The organism is Neobacillus novalis NBRC 102450, assembly GCF_001591805.1.
GTDB lineage: Bacteria > Bacillota > Bacilli > Bacillales > Cytobacillaceae > Neobacillus > Neobacillus novalis.
Window position 1 is genome coordinate 1 of record NZ_BCVP01000063.1, and the last position, 13,811, is coordinate 13,811.

Below are 13,811 nucleotides of genomic sequence, written 5' to 3' on the forward strand. Positions count from 1 at the left end.
GGGATGATTAAGCTAAAATCTCCGTACTGTCATTGCGTTCCACTTTGTTTAGCGGGTCCTTGCACAAAACAGAGATTGCTTGTGCAGCTTGAAACAACTGATCTGCCGTTGCCTCTTTTTTCACATTGCTAAACGTTTTAGCTTTGTAAAGTGGATTTCCTTTGCCATCCATCCCCGCTTCAAACACCAAGCGAAGCTTTGTTCCTTCTAATAACGCTAGAGCCATTTCGACCACCTCCTTTCACCTTCTATTTATGGTTTTTGAGGTAAAAAGGACAGGGTGGAGGGGAATAATTTTGCTAGAGTCCAAGTTGGGTAGCTTATAAGGTGTATAAGCGACCGAAGCCGGTGGATTTGCGGAAGTTGGGTAGCTTAAACGGGGTATAAGCGACCGAAGCCGAGGGAATTGTGGAAGTTGGGTAGCTTATAAGGTGTATAAGCGACCGAAGCCGAGGGATTTGCGGAAGTTGGGTAGCTAATAAGGTGTATAAGCGACCGAAGCCGTGGGAAATGCGGAAGTTGGGTAGCTTATAAGGTGTATAAGCGACCGAAGCCGGTGGATTTGCGGAAGTTGGGTAGCTTATAAGAGGTATAAGAGACCAAAGCCGAGGGATTTGCGGAAGTTGGGTAGCTTATAAGGAGTATAAGCGACCGAAGCCATGGGGTTTGCGGAAGTTGGGTAGCTTATAAGGTCTATAAGCTACCGAAGCTGGGAAATTTGTTTAAGTTAGGTAGCTTAATAGAGGTATAAGCCACAGGAGCTGAGAAATTAGACTAGATGAAGGACAAATCGTCGACATTTTTTTAACGATTGGTCCTTCATTGGCATTATGACGCCTTTTCTTCGGATGTGCAGCATAAGAACGCCGTTAGTGAGATATCTTCATTCTGACCACGAACTAAATTTACTAGAGTAAAACTTAGCAAAAGTCACCATGCTGGATATGGCCCAATCTCAGTTTCAGTTGCTATCCATAGTTCCTTTTAATAAAGTAAATTTGAAACAGTTCACGACATTCTTTGCAGGCATATTGAGGGGGAAATCCAGGGTTGAAGCGTACTGAGTCCTCCTTTATCCCGGTGACTGTCACGCCCCGATATTTATTGAAAGATTGATAGGTTGTTAGAGAGGTAATAACTGATAATATAGAGGTGCTACTGAAATTGTGAGGTTGGTTGTTGCTCTTCTTTCCGTTTCGGAAAGGAGGTGATAATCATGGAAATATTTCTCCCATCAAAGGAAACTTTTTAAAGAAAGCCAATTGACTCTATTTGAACGGCTGTCTAGGATAAGGCAGAAAAGGGAACTACAGGGATCGGAAATTATTGAGATGGGGTTAAAATAATCCGACTTTTAAAAAATGAGTTTTTCCAATGAATCCGTAAAATAAATCAAGTGGAGAAAAAACAGCTGTTTTTCACCACTTGATTACCTGGAAGGCTCTTTTTATCCAAATTTCCACACGTAAATTTGGCGGTTCTATTATTTTACAATAAGGACATCCATCTCCGCTTTTTTCATTACCTTTTCACTGACACTGCCCTCTAGCAGTTTTTGGAGCGCTCCTTTTCCGCTGCTCCCCACAATAATTAAATCCACATCTTGCTCCAAGGCAAAATCACATAAGTCATCATTAACAGGTTTGCCGTCTAATGACTCAAATTTGGCAGGTACACCTTGACGCAGTAAATATGACTTCGCATGCTCCAAAATCTGACTGTCCAGGATGGTTTCTTGTGTTTCTGGGGGTAGTTCGTTCTCTGGTAGGGGGACTTGGGATGGGTAAATTCCTCCATCTATACTTGGTATAACAGAATAATTATAATTATAATTATAAGCCATATTGTATATGTGCTGTTGAATTACATGAGCAACCGTAATTTTGCAGTCACGGTTCAGCGCATAGAATTGTGCGGCCCTTTCCAATGCCTTCATACTGTCTTCGGAATCATCAAAACCTATAAGAATATGATTATACATGTTCATCTTCCTTTCATTTACATAATTATAATATTTATACCCTTATTTCTTTTGAATAAAACACTGCATCGCTGCAGTCTATTTCTGCTATAAAGGCGGATAAAGTAAATCCTTATGAATTTGGGAACAGTCCCCCGCTGCTATAAAAAAAACAGGTGCCAGGCGCCACCCAGAGAATTTCCAGTTACGAGAACAAATAAGGGAAGCTGATCAACGTTATCATGCTTCTTTTTTAATCCTCAATGTTAAATATTTTCTTTGGCTAGATTAATCATTACTCCCACTGAACCTATAATAAAATACCATCAATGAGGGACAGAGCTATGTTTAATCAAACGTTTGATTAACTGACAAAAATTTTGGCCGTTAATCTGAATGAATCGTTTACCAGTGGGCTTTTCGGCGTATTTAATCAAACGTTTAGTTAACTTATCAGAAAATAACTGCCAAAGTTACTGAATAAATTCGGCTGATAATCCCAAGACGTCTTCTATCATAGACGTTTTTTGTATTGTAAAATAATATATTTGGCATGAGTGTTATTTTTATAAAATAGAAAAAATAAAAAATATACAATATTCTATAGAATATTGTATTGACAAAACATAGGCTCAAAAACAATAATGTAAATATATTATGAATTCTGAAAACGGATACATTAGTGAGGTGAAGAAGTTGAGCCAAGGATACAGAGATCTTTCAAAGGTGGAATCGGTGGAAAGGCAGCCTTTAAATGTAAGGATTTATGAAAACTTAAAGGCGGCCATTATAAAAGGGGATTTGCAAGCAGGCAACCGGTTAACCGAAACAGAAGTGGCAAAACAAATGAAAGTAAGTCCAACACCCGTCCGTGAAGCCTTTCGCCGTTTGGCAGCGGAAGGTCTGGTCAAAATTGTCCCTTGGAAAGGGGTCGTCATCCAGAGTTTTTCCGATGAGGAAGTGAAGGAATCTTATCAATGTCGGGAAGCGTTAGAGGTACTTGCAATTCGTTTGGCAGTCGAGAATTTTGATGAACAGGGGATTGAAAAATTTCGCGGATTGCTGGACCAATCGTTTGAAGCGAAAAGCGGCACCGAAATCGTTCGACTGAATTCCGAAATTCATTCGGTGATCATCGAATATGCGCGAAACGCGAAATTAAAAACACTGCTGGATTTAGTCAGTGATGTCATATTTCATGACCGCAACATTTCTGCCTATAATTCCAGCAGAAGGGAAGAAATCAATGCCGAGCATATGCAAATCTTCTATGCTTTGAAAGAGAAAGATGCGGACAAGGCGGAAAAAGCAATGAGAGTTCATATTCAAAACGGGCTCGCCTATATCAACCAAGAAAACTTATCCAAAAAGAAGGGGACCACGTCTCCAGAATAAGGGGAAAATCGTGAGTGTTATTAAACCCTCACTTTTTATTAAATACAGATTCTATAGAATATAGAAATTGGGAAACTTTATTAAATTAACGAAAACAAAGGGGAGAACAAACGGATGAAAACGATTCTAATGGGCAAAGGTGCCCGAACCATTGTAGAAGTGTGTGCGGGTGTCCAACCAAATGAACAAGTATTGATTGTGACAGAACCAAAAATGATGAATATTGCCAAAAGTATTGCTACCGCTGTAATCGCAGCAGAAGCGGAGCCGACAATGGCAATGATGCCACCGCGGACCTCAGACGGCCAAGAGCCGCCGGCGCCAATTGCAGCAGCTATGAAAGAGAGCAATGTGTTTATTAGTGCGGTTTATACTTCGATTACCCATACGCAAGCCGTTCGTAATGCAGTAGATGCTGGCTCAAGAGGAATCATGCTGACGCAGTTCCATGATGAAATGCTAATCGAAGGCGGTGTCCATGCTGATTTTAAAGCAGTTGAACCAATCTGCCGGGCTGTTGCTAACGCCTTGGAGGGGGCAAATGAAATTAGACTGACCACTCCAGACGGAACAGATCTTACACTTTCTGCGACAGGAAGACGATCCAATGCCATGCCGTGTATGGTAAAACCGGGTGAATTTGCCCCAGTGCCAACCGTTGAAGCAAATGTGTCTCCGATTGAAGGATCTGCCCAAGGCGTCATCGTGGCAAATGCCAGTATTCCTTATATCGGAATTGGATTGCTTGATGAACCTGTGACAGTCAATGTAGAAGACGGAATGATTGTTTCCATTTCCGGAGGCAAACAAGCAGACATGCTGGCTGAAAACCTGGCTTCCAAAAATGACCCACTTGTTTATAACATCGCGGAAATCGGCGTTGGTCTCAACCCTAACTGTAAATTTATCGGATCTATGCTAGAGGATGAAGGGGTGTTCGGTTCGGTACATATTGGAATCGGTACGAATATTACTTTGGGCGGAAATGTAAAAGCGGCCTGCCACTACGACCTCATCATGACCGAACCGACAATTGTAGCAGATGGGAAAGTGATTTTAAAGAATGGGGAAGTACTTGTTTGATTGGTCTGAATATTCAGAATATAATGCCTATTGGGAACGTCAACTTTTGAAAAGATGACAAAGGGATGAGTTTTTTAAAAGATTTTATAAAGGGGAAATTTACGATGAAAAGAATGTTTAGTGTAATTATTCTTTTAATGGTCATGATGCTTGCTGCCTGCGGTGTTCCAAACCCTTCTAAAGAAACAAGCAAACAAAGTGGTACGAAATCTGATTCGCAAGCAGAGACGAAAGAAATTACCATTGCTGCCAATGGCGGAAAAATTGAAAAGCTAATCCGTGATGAGTTGGCGCCAAAGTTTAAAGAAAAGTATGGCATCACGATAAATTTCGTAGCCGGTTCTTCCAATGAAATTTTAACAAAAGTCCAGCTTCAAAAGAATAACCCGCAAATCGATATCGCCATGTATGATTCCCCTGTAGCGGTTCGAGCTGAGGAAGAGGGCTTGACAGAAGCCATTGCAAAAGAAAACATAAAAGGTTTTGAGAATATCGATGAACGATATTTAATTGATGAACATAGTGTTCCTGTCTTAGGCTACTCAGTTGCGGTCGGCTATAACACGGATATTTTTAAAGAAAAAGGCTGGAAGGCAATCAGTTCTTGGAATGACCTGATCAGTTCCGATTATAAAGGGATGACAGCATTCCCTGATGTCTCCAGCAATTCAGGATTCACGATGTTCTTGAGCTTGGCAAAAGCAAATGGCGGCGGCCTTGACAATATGCAGCCTGGTATGGATAAGGGGAAGGAATTAGCGGCTTATTCCGATACGTTCTATAAAAACTCGACACAGATCCAGCCGGCTATGCAGCAGGGCGCAGCCGTAACGGTCCAGGCAAGCTATACGATTGCAGGCTTATCTGATGCAGGTGTTCCAGTCCAAATGGTCATCCCGAAAGAAGGGGCCCCGTTGCAGGCAATCGTTGCTACAGTCGTGAAGAATACTAAGAATAAAAAGGCGGCTGAAGATTTCATCGATTTCATGGTAACAGGAGATTCTCAGAAGAGAATTGCGGAAATTGCCTTCTATCCAGTAGTTAAAGATGTGAAACTGCCTGAAAAATACGATTCCATTATTGGCTTTAAAGAGAATGACCCTGTTTATAAGCCTGATTTTGCCGGTATTGCCAAAATTCAACCGGAATGGACAGAAAAGTGGACGAAGGAAGTTACTCCTGAGCTTGGGAAAAAGGTGAAGAAGTAATCAGCATCAACGAACAAAGGAGGGATTGAAGATGACGACGAGTGATGTGACGATTCGCGGTGTCAGTAAAAAATTTGGAACAAATGTCGTTTTGCAAAATATTAACCTAGATATCAAGCACGGTGAGCTTCTTACCTTGCTTGGCCCCTCCGGCTGCGGGAAAACCACGACCTTAAATGCCATTGCAGGGTTCCTTGACCCAGACGAGGGTGAACTTTATATTAAAGGAAAAAAGGTGAATGGCGTTCCCCCATATAAACGTGATCTTGGGATGGTCTTTCAAACGTATTCCCTGTTTCCACACATGACTGTGCATGAAAACCTTGTCTTTGGCCTTAAGCTCCGAAAGATAAAAAAAGGCGAATTGGACAGCAGAATTAGTAGAGCGCTTGCACTCGTCAAATTAACGGGCTTGGAAAAGCGATACCCGCGGGAATTATCGGGCGGTCAGCGTCAGCGGGTGGCAATTGCCCGTGCGCTGGTAGTGGAGCCGGAGCTTTTGCTTTTGGATGAGCCGCTCAGTAACTTGGATGCCAAACTGCGCCATGAGCTTCGTGCCGAAATTAAACGTTTGCAAAAAGAGGTCGGGGTTACCACGATTTTTGTTACTCATGACCAGGAGGAAGCACTCTCCATGTCGGACCGAATCGTGGTTATGAACCAGGGGAAAATTGAACAAATCGGTACTCCTACTGACATCTACCAAAATCCACAGTCCGAATTTGTCTTCCAGTTTATCGGGAAATCGAATCGTTTTGAAGGAGTCGTGATAGAGGCTGACGCTGACCATACAGATGTTGAAATTACTGAGGGCTGGGTCGTCAAAACGAAAAAGCAAAATGCCATCGGCAATGACCGGGCATTCCATGTGGGGGATGCCGTTAATCTGTATATCCGCCCGGAAGCCATTTCCATTATGTCGGATGATCATGGTCACAGCGGGGCAGATTCAGAACATGTCCGGCAAAAGGCCGTCATCAAGCAAATGAACTATCTTGGTTCACAGTGGGAAATCGAGGTGTCCGTGAAGGGGCAGTACAATGTCCAAATTGTCGGACCAACGATTGAGAATTCCTGGCAGGTAGGGACGGAGGTGCTGGTTGAATGGAAAACCTCGGATATTCGCCTGACCAAAAGATGAGTCCAAACCTTAAATTAGCATCCAAAAGCAAGGTAAAGGAATTAAGAAAATATACCGCAGCCCTATTGCTGCTAGCACCGCTGCTCTTATTTATCCTCGCATTCTTTGTCGTCCCGATGCTTTATGTGTTTTATTTAAGCTTCATTGAAGTGGAAGGGCTCGATATCTCGAATGCGAGCTACAGCATCGGAAACTATCTGACGTTTTTTTCAGATTCGTATTTCTTGAGATCACTTTGGATGACGATGAAGGTAAGCATCTATGCGGTCATTATCGCGCTTATCCTTGGCTACCCAATCGCCTTAACGATGGCGAAAAGCTCAGCGAAGGTGAGAGGGTACTTAACCCTTCTTGTGGCTTCCCCCTTGTTGATTAGTGTGGTTGTCCGCAATTTTGGCTGGTATTTGCTGCTTGTGCCAAATGGGGTCGTAGATCAATTTTTAATGAAATTAGGTATTATTGATTCCCCATTAAAGCTGTTGTTTTCCGTTGAAGGGGTCGTCATTGGCCTAGCCAATTCGTTCCTGCCGTTTATGGTTCTGTCCATCGCAACGAGCCTATATAATATCGACCCATCTTTGGAGAAAGCGAGCAGTATTTTAGGCGCAAGTCCGCTAAAAACCTTTTTAACGGTCACGCTGCCGCTGAGTCTGCCGGGTGTGGTGGCCGGGATTGTCCTTGTTTTCAGTATGTCGATGAGCTCCTACGTAACGCCCGCACTGATGGGCGGCGCAAATGTCCCGGTTCTTCCGATTGTCATTTATGAGCAAATCAATACGCTGTTCCGCTGGACGTTTGGTTCTGCCATCTCCTATATCTTGTTAGGGGTTACACTCATTTCCGTTACGATTTTTTCAAGGATCTTTGAAAGGAAGTTTAAGGAGGTGTTCCGATAATGAAGGCCGCAAGAATAACGGTTACCGTCATTGGTTTAATTTTTCTGCTGATTCCTCTTATTGTGACCATTGGAGCATCGTTTACGACAGCGGGCTATCCGACGTTTCCGCCAAAAGGTTTTTCCCTCCAGTGGTATGAAAAAATATTGGACCGTCCGGAATACATGAGTGCCTTTTTCAATAGTGTCAAGTTTGCTTTCTTGGCGGCATTCTTCTCGGTTCTGCTCGGTACGATTGCAGGGCTCGCATTGGCGAAATATAATCTGCCGGGCAAAACCTTTATCGTGTCGCTGCTGACGTCTCCATTGACGATCCCGCATTTGGTGCTGGGAGCAGCGTTGTTAATTTATTTTACACCGATGCTGTTGGCGGGAAAGCCAATAGGGTTCATTATCGCCCATGTTGTGATTTGTGTTCCTTATGCCATTCGATTTGTCTTAACCGGGTTGAGCGGGTTTGATTATACGCTCGAACGCGCGGGCATGGTGCTAGGTGCTAACCCGTTTATGGTGTTTTGGAAAATCACACTGCCGATTATAAGGCCGGCGATTTTTTCCGGTGCTATGTTTGCCTTCCTCATCTCGTTCGATAACGTCACTGTCTCGCTATTCATGGTATCAACCAATATGAGAACCTTGCCGCTTGAACTGTTCTTCCATATGCAGGACTCCTATGATCCGATGGTAGCTTCCGTTTCAAGTATTGTCATCTTAATATCTGCCATATTTATCGTGATATTTGAAAAAATCTATGGAATCGGGAAGTTGTTTGGCGGCTCGTAGGACATTGGGATAGACCCACTGGCCTTGCACGTATTGTAAAATAAAAAAAATGTAATAAAAGGGGTTTATTAAGCACAAAAAAACTCCTATCGTAAAAGCGGGGAGAAGTGTTAGCAGCACTTCCCTTTTTTATTATGGAGACCATGGGGAGTGTTACGGTGGCTTTTTGTTCCAACGATAATTTCACGACTTCCTTATCAATCAGCTCTTTAGAGAGCCATAACCGTATTAATCCCCAATTCAGAATATTTCCTCTGACTGAAGATAAATCATTACACCCACTGAATCTTTATCCAAAATACCATCGTTGAGGGACAGAGCTATGTTTAATTAAACGTTTAATTAACAGACAAAAATTTTGGCCGTTAATATGAATTTATCCTTTACCAGTGGGCTTTTCGGCGTATTTAAACAAACGTTTAGTTATCTGACTAAATTTTTAGCTGTCAAATGGGTTCATTCCTTTTACTGCGGGTTTCCCAGCCGAATTAAACAAACGATTAATTAGTTTTTCTGAAGGATATTTTGTTGGGGTTTGTCGGTTTGGGAGTGGTGTAGGTAAAAATGGCTGAGCGGAACCAGATATAAAGCCAAGATTCGTCAATTCTTTTTTGATATGAAGTGAAGAAGCATTGATATCACTAGGAAATAGACCTATTTAATCAAACGTTTAATTAACTGACAAAGTTTTTAGCTGCCGAATTGTTTAAATGCAAAAATGACGGGATTCCTGCCATATTTAATCAAACGTTTATTTAGTTTTAATGGAAGGGAATTTTGTTTAGATTTGTCAGTAGGTGTGCTAAAGGTTAAAGCTGAAATGCACCAGTTGTAGCCTTCAAGTGAGTCATTGCTCAAATTGCGGAATATATATGCCCCTAAGCTGCTGATTACCTTAACTGAAATATACGGGGAAATAAAGAAAAGTAAGAGCAACAAATATTGATCATTTAAATTGCCAGCCTCAATTGCGTCTATGGTTCTCTCATAACAGTAATCTGATTTTTTTATTTTATCAAGGTCTGAGTAGTAGGGAAAATAGTGGAGAATAATCAAGGTTTGTCAGTTCATCGAAGCGGTCTTATTTCAATAGTAGAATGTTGGATAAATCCATACCTTTGTGTTTCTTATATTTGTTCATTGATTTAATTTTTTAAAATATTATAAAGATATCTTTGCTCTTTTTACTGCCTATTGGTAATATCCCGGAATGGATATCAGCCCGTTTAGGTTAAAATCCTTACCTGAAATCTACCTTAATCATGAGGGGAAATTTAATAAATGAATGTTATGCCTAATTTAAGGACAGCCCTATATCGAGGATTATATAAGAGAAGCTAACACTTTTATGTGGAAGGTAGTTAGCTCCTTTTTTTAAAACACATTTTCTTGATTTTCACTTTTCCATGGTAGTATGGAATTGGCTCTTCTGCTCCGTTCCATTCATTTTGAAGCAGAAGAACTTTCCCCGTGCTTCCTCTGATATTCCAGCAGGAGTAAATCCAAAAAGATTTGGAAGGGTGCGCGGGAGCATGGTCTACGTTCTTGTAGTAGAAGTGCTCGATAGGCGTATAGAAAACAAAATCGGAAAGATCACTCAAGTGATTTGATGGTGTTCCAACGATAGATAGAATGGGAGTTCCTTGGTTTTTGACGATATGGGCGTATTCCAGGATGTGTAGGGTTTCACCGCTATATGATACAAAAATGGCAAGGTCGTCCTTTTGTAGATTGGAGGCAGAGCTTCTTAGGTCATCCCAATCGATTCTAGCTATACTGCTTTTGCCTAACAGGAGAAGCTTCTTTGATGCATCCCAGCAAACAGAATAAGAATGGCCCACACCGAACCATTCTACATGTCTGGCTTGAACAAGCATGGAAGCAGCTTTGTTTAAGTCCTCTTCATTTATTCTATTTAATACTTCGCGGATATCTTTTTCATAACGTTTGGTATGGAATGCTAAGTTTGCTGATAAATCGTGGCTTTCCACTTGGATGTCATCACGGCTATATAAAAGGAGTTGCAGTTTAAAGTCTTGGTAGCCTTGAAAACCAAGCTTTTTACATGTTCGAGTAATGGTAGCTGTTGAGACAAACATTTCCTTTGCAGCCTCGTCGAGTTTCAGATCCGTTATTTTTTGAGGCTGCCGGATGATATAGTCTAAGACTTGCTTTTCAAGCTGACTTAATTGATCCCTATGCTGTAAAAGTCGTTTGATTAAGGATTGCATGCTATCACCTTTTTTGAAACAAGACGTCTTTCATTAGCGCGTAAGGGAAAGAACCGATTGCTTTAACCGCTGTAATCCATCCAGCAATTTTGCTTGTGGACAGCCAATATTCATGCGGAGAAAGACCCGATTATTCTCACCGTAAACCGTTCCAGACATGATTCCCACCTTTCCAATTTCCACAAGCGCGGACTGAAGCTCCTGATCCGTCGTATGAAGGCCCGTACAATCTAGCCACGCTAAGTATGTGGATTCGGGGATTTCAAAATGGATGGCAGGTATCTCTTGTTCGATAAATTCTTTTATTAATTTCATATTATTATACAAGTAGGTGCAAAGATCATCAACCCAAGACTCTGCATAACGGTAGCCTGCGATAACCGAAATCTCACCAAAGATATTGGCACTTGAAACCCCATCACGATTCTTTAACAAAGTCATAAATTTTTCTCTTTGCTCCCCATCAGGAAGTATAACATAGGAGCCCCCTAAGCCGGGTGTATTAAACGTCTTGCTGGCAGAGGAGCAGATATAAATATGTTCAAGATCCTTTGTCACCGAGGTAATCGGGACATATTTCCGGTCATTATAGACAACATCCATATGAATATCATCTGAAATAATGTGAACTTGGTACTTCGAGCATAATTGAACTATTTTTGTTAATTCCTGTTCCGTCCATACTCGTCCAGTAGGATTATGCGGGTTACAAAGCAATAATACTTTTGCTTTTTCATGTGAAAGTTTTTTTTCTAAATCGTTAAAATCGATTGTATACCGGCCGTCTTGATAGGAAAGAGGGTTGGCAATCAGCTTCCGGTTCGATGCATGAATACATTTGAAAAAGGCATCATAGGCTGGTGTTTGCAGGACGATATGATCACCTTCAGCGGACACCATTTCAATCAGTCTTGCAATCGAATAAATAACGCTGGGGCTGTAGACAATCCACTCCTCCGCGATTTGTGCATCAAATCGCCTTTTATACCAATCAGTTATCGCAGATTTATATTCATGGTGGTTCCAGCGTGTATAGCCAAAAATTCCATGCTCCGTTCGCTCGCGCATCACTTTAAGAATTTCGGGAGGACTTTGAAAATCCATATCGGAAATCGAGAAAGGTAATAAATCGCTCATGCCGAATCGATCTTCGATATAATCCCATTGGGTACAATAGGTTCCTTTACGATTGATTACTTCATCAAAATGCCTTTTCATCATATCCCTCTTCTATTTTTTGCTTTTATTTGTTGGGAAAAATAGGATGAGGGGTGTCTCATCCTATTCCATCAATTTATCCATTTCGACCCGAACATGGTTGACCTGGGTTCCAATGATTACTTGAAGATTATGGGCATCGAGTTTGACCACGCCAAGGGCACCATTTTTCTTAAGTTTTGGTTCATCTATTTTGTTCATATCGTCGACAACTAATCGTAATCTGGTAATACAGTTATCTAATGATTCAATATTGCTTGCACCTCCAAGGGCATGTAAAAGTTCCGCTGCTTGGGTGCCTGTTTTACCATTTGAAGCTTTACTTTCTTTTTTACTTTCTGTCGCCGACTCTTCCGTTTCATCTTCTCGGCCAGGTGTTTTTAAGTTGAATTTTAGAATAGCATAACGGAAGATAAAATAATAAAGGGCAAACCAAATGGCTCCGACTAGTAGAACTAAATACCATTTTGTATAGTTGCCTTGAAGGATTCCGAAGATAAAGAAATCCAACACGCCGCCATCGGTATTCCCAATTCTTACACCGATTAAAGCCATCACCATAAATCCAAGTCCTGTTAAAACAACGTGAATTCCATAAAGAGCGGGTGCAACGAATAGGAATAAAAACTCGATTGGTTCGGTAATCCCTGTTACAAATGTTGCAACTACGCCGGAAATAAGCAGTCCTTTAATTTTCTTGCGATTTTCTGGCTTTGCCGTGTGATAAATGGCTAACGCAACTGCAGGGAGACCAAACATAAAGGTTGGCATTTTTCCTTGTGATAAAAACGCGGTTGCCGAACCGCTGATAGGGCCACCGTTTTTTAACTGTGCGTAAAAAATATTGAGTGCGCCCGATACCGTATCTCCACTTACAACGGCTGTTCCACCGGCTTCGGTAAAGCGAATCATTGCCACTAAAATATGATGGAGCCCAAATGGAAGAAGCAATCTCTCTCCGGCCCCAAATAAAAATGGTCCGAACGCCCCAGCGCCGCTAATCAAATTCCCGATTCCATTAATAATCATCGTAAAGAATGGCCAAATCATTGGAATGATAATCCCAACGATGGACATGATGATGGCGGTGATAATCGGAACGAATCGTGAACCGCCAAAGAAAGCGAATGCATTTGGAAGTTTCACATTTTGATACCGTTGATGTAGAAAATAAACAATAATCCCAGCGATAATCCCGCCTAATACGCCCATTTCAAGACTTTGAATACCAAGAACCATTGATTGCCCTTGTTGTCTCATGACATCTGCTTCTGCAAGCTTGTGTGTTTCGGTTAGGTAGAAATTAATCGATAAATGCATAATGATATAACCAACAAGACCGGAAAAAGCAGCAACCCCTTTTTCCTTGCGGGCTAATCCAAGCGGAATGGCCACCGCAAATAATAGAGGTAAGTAGGTAAATGCAAAACCTCCGATTGTTGATATAAATCGTAATATTATCTGAATGACGTTATGGTCAAGAAACGGTAAATTCTCTATTGTAGTTGGACTCGTAAACGAACTGCCAATACCAAGAAGCAAACCCATGAACGCCAAAAGCGCTACAGGCAGCATAAAGGTCTTACCAAGCCCCTGAAAAAACTCCCATCCCTTAGAAGACTTTTTTTCCTTTTTCTTCATTTCAAAAACCCCCTTATATAAATCTTCTGAATTTACTTTCACTTTACGTCCACTATTGTAATATAGCAACCGCTTTCATATTAAATGTAAGCAAATACAATTTTTGTTTGGGGGAAACAAATTCGTGTGAGTGCCTGACACTGCCCGGACCAGCCATAAAGTTGAACTAGAAATGGCTATAAGCGACCGAACGTAGTCTTTCTAATAGAGATTAGTCCTTCATTGGCAGGAGGTGGACTTTATGACGTACTTTCCT

Annotated in this window: 11 protein-coding genes; 6 read left to right on the plus strand and 5 right to left on the minus strand. The window is 41.5% G+C overall.

Going from position 1 to position 13,811, the window contains the following annotated elements; all coding sequences use genetic code 11:
• Window positions 1-7: 7 nt before the first annotated feature.
• Window positions 8-226, minus strand: coding sequence for a DUF1659 domain-containing protein (locus tag BANVL01_RS25605; protein WP_066093297.1), 219 nt, complete (start codon window positions 224-226; stop codon window positions 8-10).
• A gap of 1,257 nt (window positions 227-1,483) precedes the next feature.
• Complete coding sequence (locus BANVL01_RS25610; protein ID WP_066093294.1) at window positions 1,484-1,981, minus strand: universal stress protein; 498 nt, start codon at window positions 1,979-1,981, stop codon at window positions 1,484-1,486.
• 636 nt (window positions 1,982-2,617) lie between these two features.
• Between BANVL01_RS25610 and BANVL01_RS25615 the strand changes: the two genes are divergently transcribed.
• From BANVL01_RS25615 to BANVL01_RS25640, 6 genes are all read left to right on the plus strand, one after another.
• Complete coding sequence (locus BANVL01_RS25615) at window positions 2,618-3,355, plus strand: GntR family transcriptional regulator (protein WP_082805151.1); 738 nt, start codon at window positions 2,618-2,620, stop codon at window positions 3,353-3,355.
• A 114-nt stretch (window positions 3,356-3,469) separates the two neighbouring features.
• Window positions 3,470-4,438 (plus strand): aminopeptidase, encoded by a 969-nt coding sequence (locus tag BANVL01_RS25620; protein WP_066093291.1) that lies wholly within the window; start codon window positions 3,470-3,472, stop codon window positions 4,436-4,438.
• Window positions 4,439-4,542: 104 nt separating this feature from the next.
• Window positions 4,543-5,646, plus strand: a complete 1,104-nt coding sequence (locus BANVL01_RS25625) for an extracellular solute-binding protein (protein ID WP_066093287.1) — start codon at window positions 4,543-4,545, stop codon at window positions 5,644-5,646.
• 31 nt (window positions 5,647-5,677) lie between these two features.
• Window positions 5,678-6,787, plus strand: coding sequence for an ABC transporter ATP-binding protein (locus BANVL01_RS25630; protein WP_082805152.1), 1,110 nt, complete (start codon window positions 5,678-5,680; stop codon window positions 6,785-6,787).
• Complete coding sequence (locus tag BANVL01_RS25635; protein WP_066093279.1) at window positions 6,751-7,683, plus strand: ABC transporter permease; 933 nt, start codon at window positions 6,751-6,753, stop codon at window positions 7,681-7,683. Before BANVL01_RS25630 ends, BANVL01_RS25635 begins: the two co-directional genes overlap by 37 nt.
• Window positions 7,683-8,465 (plus strand): ABC transporter permease, encoded by a 783-nt coding sequence (locus BANVL01_RS25640; protein ID WP_066093276.1) that lies wholly within the window; start codon window positions 7,683-7,685, stop codon window positions 8,463-8,465. Before BANVL01_RS25635 ends, BANVL01_RS25640 begins: the two co-directional genes overlap by 1 nt.
• Before the next feature lie 1,361 nt (window positions 8,466-9,826).
• On the opposite strand, the gene BANVL01_RS25645 is transcribed toward BANVL01_RS25640, so the two are convergent.
• The 3 genes from BANVL01_RS25645 to malX form a co-directional block, all read right to left on the minus strand.
• Complete coding sequence (locus BANVL01_RS25645) at window positions 9,827-10,696, minus strand: MurR/RpiR family transcriptional regulator (RefSeq protein WP_066148171.1); 870 nt, start codon at window positions 10,694-10,696, stop codon at window positions 9,827-9,829.
• Window positions 10,697-10,729: 33 nt separating this feature from the next.
• Entirely contained in the window at window positions 10,730-11,914 is a 1,185-nt protein-coding gene (locus BANVL01_RS25650; protein ID WP_066093274.1) for a MalY/PatB family protein, read from the minus strand.
• 63 nt (window positions 11,915-11,977) lie between these two features.
• Entirely contained in the window at window positions 11,978-13,555 is a 1,578-nt protein-coding gene (gene malX, locus BANVL01_RS25655) for a maltose/glucose-specific PTS transporter subunit IIBC (RefSeq protein WP_066093271.1), read from the minus strand.
• Between the last annotated feature and the right edge of the window lie 256 nt (window positions 13,556-13,811).

Excerpts from the sequence above, each read along its gene's own strand:
- BANVL01_RS25630 (WP_082805152.1), top strand. The coding sequence starts at position 5,678 with ATGACGACGAGTGATGTGACGATTCGCGGTGTCAGTAAAAAATTTGGA.
- BANVL01_RS25620 (WP_066093291.1), top strand. The coding sequence starts at position 3,470 with ATGAAAACGATTCTAATGGGCAAAGGTGCCCGAACCATTGTAGAAGTG.
- BANVL01_RS25625 (WP_066093287.1), top strand. The coding sequence starts at position 4,543 with ATGAAAAGAATGTTTAGTGTAATTATTCTTTTAATGGTCATGATGCTT.
- BANVL01_RS25640 (WP_066093276.1), top strand. The coding sequence starts at position 7,683 with ATGAAGGCCGCAAGAATAACGGTTACCGTCATTGGTTTAATTTTTCTG.
- BANVL01_RS25610 (WP_066093294.1), bottom strand. The coding sequence starts at position 1,981 with ATGTATAATCATATTCTTATAGGTTTTGATGATTCCGAAGACAGTATG.
- BANVL01_RS25650 (WP_066093274.1), bottom strand. The coding sequence starts at position 11,914 with ATGAAAAGGCATTTTGATGAAGTAATCAATCGTAAAGGAACCTATTGT.
- BANVL01_RS25605 (WP_066093297.1), bottom strand. The coding sequence starts at position 226 with ATGGCTCTAGCGTTATTAGAAGGAACAAAGCTTCGCTTGGTGTTTGAA.
- malX (WP_066093271.1), bottom strand. The coding sequence starts at position 13,555 with ATGAAGAAAAAGGAAAAAAAGTCTTCTAAGGGATGGGAGTTTTTTCAG.
- BANVL01_RS25615 (WP_082805151.1), top strand. The coding sequence starts at position 2,618 with ATGAATTCTGAAAACGGATACATTAGTGAGGTGAAGAAGTTGAGCCAA.
- BANVL01_RS25645 (WP_066148171.1), bottom strand. The coding sequence starts at position 10,696 with ATGCAATCCTTAATCAAACGACTTTTACAGCATAGGGATCAATTAAGT.
- BANVL01_RS25635 (WP_066093279.1), top strand. The coding sequence starts at position 6,751 with ATGGAAAACCTCGGATATTCGCCTGACCAAAAGATGAGTCCAAACCTT.